General features: G+C 65.8%; 6 protein-coding genes. 4 read left to right on the top strand and 2 right to left on the bottom strand.

Annotation, left to right across the window (positions count from 1 at the left end; translation table 11 throughout):
- Positions 1–781 (top strand): hypothetical protein (locus tag ELR45_RS41770; protein ID WP_240760271.1); only part of this gene is annotated, 781 nt, incomplete at its 5' end.
- 113 nt (positions 782–894) lie between these two features.
- On the opposite strand, the gene ELR45_RS30850 is transcribed toward ELR45_RS41770, so the two are convergent.
- Positions 895–2,103: a globin domain-containing protein gene (locus tag ELR45_RS30850; protein ID WP_205857602.1), complete on the bottom strand. Its 1,209-nt coding sequence runs from the start codon at positions 2,101–2,103 to the stop codon at positions 895–897.
- 769 nt (positions 2,104–2,872) lie between these two features.
- On the opposite strand from ELR45_RS30850, the gene ELR45_RS30845 reads away from it, so the two are divergent.
- Both ELR45_RS30845 and ELR45_RS30840 read left to right on the top strand, forming a co-directional pair.
- Entirely contained in the window at positions 2,873–3,331 is a 459-nt protein-coding gene (locus tag ELR45_RS30845) for an ATP-binding protein (protein ID WP_165368250.1), read from the top strand.
- Between the two features lie 11 nt (positions 3,332–3,342).
- Positions 3,343–4,263 carry a DUF5926 family protein gene (locus tag ELR45_RS30840; RefSeq protein ID WP_205857601.1) on the top strand — a complete coding sequence of 307 codons (921 nt, stop codon included), beginning with the start codon at positions 3,343–3,345 and terminating at the stop codon, positions 4,261–4,263.
- 105 nt (positions 4,264–4,368) lie between these two features.
- On the opposite strand, the gene ELR45_RS30835 is transcribed toward ELR45_RS30840, so the two are convergent.
- Entirely contained in the window at positions 4,369–5,604 is a 1,236-nt protein-coding gene (locus tag ELR45_RS30835) for an arginine deiminase (RefSeq protein ID WP_129669707.1), read from the bottom strand.
- A gap of 90 nt (positions 5,605–5,694) precedes the next feature.
- On the opposite strand from ELR45_RS30835, the gene ELR45_RS39755 reads away from it, so the two are divergent.
- Positions 5,695–6,162 (top strand): glycosyltransferase (locus ELR45_RS39755; RefSeq protein ID WP_205857600.1); only part of this gene is annotated, 468 nt, incomplete at its 3' end.

The following is a 6,162-nucleotide window of genomic DNA, read 5'->3' as shown; positions in this document are numbered from 1 at the left end:
CGTGCCCGCCGCCTCCGGCCGGGCCGATACCGGGGACATCGAGGTCGACCTCGTCGAGCTGCTCGTCGATGCGGCCGCCCTGGCACGAGACGTCGGCGTCGGTATCGCCGTCTTCGTCGACGAGATGCAGGACATCCCGTCAGCCGACGTGTCCGCGCTGTGTGCGGCCTGTCACGAGCTCTCCCAACAAGCGCTGCCATTGGTGGTGGTCGGCGCCGGGTTGCCACACCTGCCCGCTGTGCTGTCGGCCTCGAAGTCCTACTCCGAGCGTCTGTTCCACTACGTACGGATCGACCGTCTGGACCGAGCCGCCGCCGACCTCGCACTCGTGGTGCCCGCGGAAGAAGAAGGCGTCGAATACGAGGAGGACGCCCTCGAAGCGCTGTACACGGCCACCGACGGCTATCCGTACTTCGTCCAGGCCTACGGCAAGGTCACCTGGGACCATGCGCCCGCGATCCCCATCACCGCCGGCGACGTCCGGGTCGCCGCCCCCGATGCGGAAGCCGAGCTGGCGGTCGGGTTCTTCGGGTCGCGGTACGAGCGTGCGACGCCCGCCGAGCGAGAGTACCTGCAAGCCATGGCCAGCCTCTCCGGAGCCATCGACGGCACGGTCTCGACATCCGACATCGCAGTCCAACTCGGTCGCAAACCGTCGTCGCTCTCCCCGGCCCGAGACTCTCTGATCAAGAAGGGGCTGATCTACTCCGCCGAACGGGGCAGCATCGCCTTCACGGTGCCGCATTTCGGCATCTACCTCCGCCAGCACGCCACCACATGACCGTCTCCGCGCCATGGCCCCTGCATCGGACAATATAGCGCTATCTAGCGATGGCACTAGAACGAATGAGACGACGGTAGCCGCCAGCTAGCGCTGAGCGTCGAGGATGACTCTCACCAGGTGCCGTAGTCGTCGCAGACGATCTGCTCTTCGGGGATCTGCTGCTCGCGAAGACGGTTGAGCGCCGCCTGCACCATGCTGGTGGGCCCAGCCAGGTAGACGTCATGCTCCCGCCAGTCGCCATAGGCGGAGACGATGTTGCCCATGAGATCCGGGCTGCGGTCCTCCGGACCTTCCGGTGATACCACCGGGACCACAGTCAGCCTGCGGTACCGGACACCGATCGACTCGAGATGCGGCAACGCGTACAGACTGTCCCGGTCACGACCCGCGTAGAAGACGTGAACCCGGCGGCCGTCCAGGCGCTGCTCCAGCTCCTGCAAGCCAGCTAGGATGGGAGCGATCCCAACACCTCCCGCGATACAGAGCAGGTCTCTTTCGGACCTCGGGTTCGCGAGATCGTACCCTTGCGGTGCGCCGATCCGGAGCACGTCCCCGGCTTCCGTCCGCCAGACCAGCGCGCTGCTGACCCAGCCGGCGCCGACCGCCCGCACGTGGAACTCCACCAGACCGTCGTCGCGGGGCGCCGAGGCCATCGAGTAAGCCCGCCACATCTTCGGGCGGCGCGGTGACATCACATACGCGTACTGCCCCGGCCGGTATGGGTAGTCCGTGTGCGGACGCGCCTGGATGATCGCGAGGTCGTCGAGCAGCCGGCGATGGAAGACCACCTCGGCGTCCCACCACGCCGGTGACATGACCGCGTCACGCTCAGCGCTCTCCGACATGACCATCGCGATCGTGTCGTACGCCTTGATCCAGGCTTTCTCGTGGCGCTCGGTCCACTGATCCCCGAGCTCTTGACGGAAAGCGAGAACCAGGGCAGACCCGAGTGACGCGTAGTGTTCCGTGATCACACCGAACTTGCGGTGGTCTCGTCCGAGGCCTTCAAGATACGACACTATGTCGTCGCGATTCTCGGCGCTGCCGACGATACGCACGAGCGCACCTACCAGGCGCGATCGCTGCGTCTCCATGCTTGCAGGAAAGAGGTCCCGCAACTCTGGGTGGCTGGCGAACAGATTCGCATAGAACCGTTGGGCGAGCTGGTCGAGCTTGTCTTCGGCCAATGTGATCGTGGCCCGCAGCGCAACGGTGTCGAGCCCCATCGGGCTACTCGGAACCGGCTCCAGCTTCACCGGCTCCGGCGCGGCCCGCTGTGGCTCCGGCACGGACGCATCGGGCTCGGGTGGCGACGTCAACTCACCTACCTCGGATTCGATACCGGATTCAAGCGGCTCCGATACGGCCGCGAGCTGCCCAACGGACGGATCGTGACTGGACCCGTTGACTCTGTCTTCTGGCCGATGTAGCTCGGTGCCGCGGTGTGTGGGCTGGGCCGATACAGCGCCGTTGCCATTAGCGACCAAAGGCGCATCACTATTGTGGTGATTTCCGTCGACACGCGCGCCGCCCTCGGCAGGACTCGTCGGTGCAAGCCTGGGCGCATCCAGGCCTGGTCCCTCTTCCGCGGCGTCGCTCATACCGCGCGCCGTGGTTTCCCGATTCCCCGCTGCCCGGGAGTGAGTCCACATCGTCATCCTCTCCGCCCCGTGCTTAACCTAGCGCCCAACCCCCCGATTACGTAAGGATGCAACGAGGTCTGCGGGACATATGTAGGCGATGAGGGCATCGCGGGTAGACAAACGGCGCCATGACGCACGTTCACGAGAAACCTGGATCCGCAGGTGAGCGCGTAGTTTGAGAGTCTTTGGCTGCCGCTGGCGCATTAAACTATTTTCTTCCACAACAAGCTGAACGCCGTCTCAGTATGCGGATAGCTCACTCCAGACAAACTCGACGAAGTGGTCATTGTCACTATTTTTCTCAGCTGCATGGCACACACGGTAGAGCTCACAATGACATTGCGTTCTTCGATCGGCGGGTCCGCGGAGGTTTGGCCGGACTGATGAGCGGGCACCAATGCACACGGATGACACAGCGCGCCGACTGCCTGGAGGGAGGTCCACCATGCCGCAAGCCGCGACCGCTAACCGCTCGGCCGAACGGGCCGCGGCCCGCGCTCTCGAGCTGTCGAACGTCGTCAGCAATGTGCCCACGGCCCGGCATGCAGTGGCTGACGATCTCCGCAAGGTCGGAGTCCCCAAGGCCGTTCTCGAGAACGTACTCCTCGTCGTCACAGAGCTCGTCTCCAACGCCATCTTGCACGCTAAGCCGATCGAGCTCAGCGACTCCGGGGTCGGGGTCATCCTGCGCTGGACAGTCAGTGACCGGCATGTGCTTATCGATGTGACCGATGGTGGAAGTGCGGACACTCCTCGCGTAAAACGGCCCGAGTACGCCGAGCCCGAGGGCCGCGGACTGGCCATCGTCGACGCCGTCGCCCGAAACTGGGCCGTGCGATCCGCCGAGGACCGAGTGACCGTCCAGGCGGTTGTCGGACCGTGGGAGCCCGGGATGACGAGCTAGTCTCTGTACTCGTGAATGTAAGCGAAGAGTTCCCTGTCGTCGGCCCCCGAGAGCCCTGTCCATGCGGCTCCGGCAAGCGTTACAAGATCTGTCACGGCAAGAAAGCCAAGGCGGCGGGCCGCCGCCACGTGACTCGCCCGTTCCAAGGCCTGCCCGCCGAGTGCGACTGGGTCGCGCTCCGCGAGATCGTGTCGGCCGCTACCGCTCCCATCCAGCTGAGCGGTACGCACGCTGAACGCGACGTGCTGGTCGCGACCGTCTTACCCGGCGCCTATCCGGCGATGGTCCGGGAGAGCGGTCAAGTACTGCTAGGCCTGCAGACGGTGGCGTCGAGCGGGGATCCGAGCGCAGATCTCGGCCATGCGCTGCAGACAGCGCTCGAGGCCGAGCCCGGCGCTCCGGTGACGGTCGGACCACGACCGGCCGATGCGCCGCGGCTGCAGGATCTCATCGCCGAGGACTCGCCGTTCGAGGTCACCGTCCACGAGGGGTTTGACTTCTGGACCGACCCGGAGTCGGAGCCCACGGCCCAGGAGCGTTCACTGTTGGAGTCGGCGAACGAGGCCGTCGTCCCCACGGTCCGGCTCGCGGCGGCCGAGGCCGCCTATTGGTGCCGGCTGGGGGACCGCGACCAAGTGCGATGGGTGCTCCCCTATGACGAGGAGCCACTTCTGGACGCCCTGGCCCGGCTGCACGTCCTCGGCGACGATGTTCTCGCCCCAGGGACGCGTCTGCTCGGGACGTTCCGCGCTCACGGTCTGCTTGTGCCGGTATGGGATCTAGAAGACGGCACAGAGGCGCCGCAGATGGAGGACCCGGTAGCCGGCATGGAGAAGCGCCTGGCCGAGGCTATGTCCGACAGCACGCCGCTCAATGGTGAACAACGACGTGCCCGGGCCGGCCTGGCGAACAGACAAGTGACCATCCGCTGAGCATGCGCCTGACTAGAGGCTCGACATAGAAACCCCGGTCACACATGACGGGGGAACATGTGCGACCGGGGCTTGCACAAGATTACATTCTCTGGGCGTGATGCGTCATTTGCCGTAGCAAGTTTTTTTCCCGGCGTTGCCCAAAAAGTCACGTGCCACGGGACAGGACATGCATCGGGGCCCGCCCCGCCCAGTTCCGAGTTCACTCCCGGGGATTCTCAGCACGTCGATTCCGGCCTCCTCCAGCCGGGCGTTGGTCTCAGAGTTCCGCTCGTACGCGACTGCCAGGCGGGGGGCGATGGCCAGTGTGTTGTTGCCGTCGTCCCACTGCTCACGCTCGGCCGTGACCGGGTCCAGGCCAGTATCAATGGTCCGGAGCCGTTCGATGCCCATCGCCTCGGCCGCCACCTCCAGAAACGGCCCGGGCTCGCCGACCTCCAGCTCGCCATCGGCCAGCCGCAGGCTGATCGCACGCAGCTCATCGGCCACCTTGGGGTACATCACCACGGCGTCGACATCGACCATCGTGCAGACCGTGTCCAGGTGCATCGTCGCTCGGTCCTGGGCCACGGGGACCGCCAGAACGGTGTCGGCCAACCCAGCACCCAAGACGTTGCGCGCCAGCCTCTCGACGCCTGCCGGCGTGGTGCGCTCGCCCGTGCCGACCGCGACGACACCCGGCGCCAGCAGCAGGACGTCGCCCCCCTCCAGCCGTTCCAGCTCCGGCGAGTAGGCCGGCCTGACACCGGCGAAGCGACGGTGATGGGCATAGACAGCGGCGGTGAGACTGGTCTCCCGCCGCCGCGCCGGCATTGCCAAACTGCTCACGGCTACTCGGTCTCCGACCCACACACTCGAATCCCGGGTAAACAACAGGTTTGGTAACGGGTCAATGACAAATTCACTACGTTCCATCAACACGTAACCGAGGCCGCGACCGTCAGTGAACTCTTCATGGGCAAGTCCGGCAATCAGGACATGTGCAAGATCTTCCGGATGCATCCCTTCGAGATGGCGGCGCAGGCTTTCTCGAAGTGTGTCGCCCAGCCTGGGATCGGTGAGTACGTCACCGATGCACCTGCGCCGGGCGTCCTCCGACTCCAGCGTCTCTACGAAGAGATCCTTCAGATATAGGACTTCCACGCCGTGGTCTCGCAAGGTCTGCGCGAACGCATCGTGCTCCTCCTGCGCGCGGCCCACCCACGGGATGCCGTCGAAAAGCAACGCGTCGCTGTTGCGTGGCGTCAGCCTCTTGAGCTCGGCTCCGGGACGATGGAGCAGGACAGTACGCAGCCTGCCAACCTCGGAATCCGCACCCCACGCCGTTGTCGTCTCGTCCATCCCCGCACTCTAGGTGAGCCGCCTTCTCCCTCCCACCGACACAGCCGCTAGGGGAAGTGTCTCCACGCCCGGCGGTTATAGAGTGAGCGGATGAGCGAGACGGACACCTCAGGCGTCGCCATTGTCATCCCAGCCAAGGACGAGCAAGAGCGTGTCGCGGCGACCGTGCGTGCTGCTGCCAAGATCCCCGAAGCCGATCTGGTGATCGTCGTCGATGACGGGTCGACCGACAGGACCGCGGGTGTGGCCGCCGACGCCGGTGCCACCGTGGTCGGCCATCCCCGTAACCGTGGGAAGGCCGCCGCGATGGAGACCGGCGCCACGGCGGTCGCGGCGATCGAATCGAGAGAGCAGGAACGCAGCGCCCCGCGCGCCCTGCTCTTCATAGACGCAGATCTCGAGGACTCCGCAGTCCGGACGCGCCCGCTGATCGAGCCGGTGCTGGACGGCTCCGCGGACACGACCATCGCGGTACTGCCGGCCCAGAGCAGTCCGGGCGGCGGCCGCGGCCTTGTCGTGGATCTCTCCCGGACCGGCATCGAGCGGGCGACGGGCTGG

It is taken from the genome of Phytoactinopolyspora endophytica (assembly GCF_004138495.1).
Lineage (GTDB): Bacteria > Actinomycetota > Actinomycetes > Jiangellales > Jiangellaceae > Phytoactinopolyspora > Phytoactinopolyspora endophytica.
Note: the sequence above shows the minus strand (reverse complement) of the source record. Positions and strands in the feature narration are given on the sequence as shown.

Excerpts from the sequence above, each read along its gene's own strand:
- ELR45_RS30845 (WP_165368250.1), top strand. The coding sequence starts at position 2,873 with ATGCCGCAAGCCGCGACCGCTAACCGCTCGGCCGAACGGGCCGCGGCC.
- ELR45_RS30835 (WP_129669707.1), bottom strand. The coding sequence starts at position 5,604 with ATGGACGAGACGACAACGGCGTGGGGTGCGGATTCCGAGGTTGGCAGG.